Consider the following 210-nt stretch of genomic DNA (forward strand, 5'->3'; position numbering starts at 1 on the left):
CACCCGGGCCCATCACCGCCTGGAGATCCGGCGGCTGAAGGCCGCCGCCTTCGCCCACCTCGACTACCCCGACGCCCGCCAGGCCCTGCAAGTCGTGCGGTGGAGGAAGGGCTTCACCAGCGGCAAGCTCACCATCGAGCGCGTCCACCCGATCACCAGCCTGCCGCCCGGCGCGGTCACCGGCGCCCAGATCGCGGACTGGATCAGAGG

The 210-nt window shown here is 72.4% G+C and carries 1 pseudogene; it reads left to right on the forward strand.

From position 1 onward, the window contains the following. Nucleotides 1-210 (forward strand): annotated as a pseudogene (locus tag IE94_RS0135000) (ISAs1 family transposase); the annotation flags it as partial.

This window comes from Streptomyces violaceorubidus, from assembly GCF_000717995.1.
Taxonomy (GTDB): Bacteria; Actinomycetota; Actinomycetes; order Streptomycetales; family Streptomycetaceae; genus Streptomyces; species Streptomyces violaceorubidus.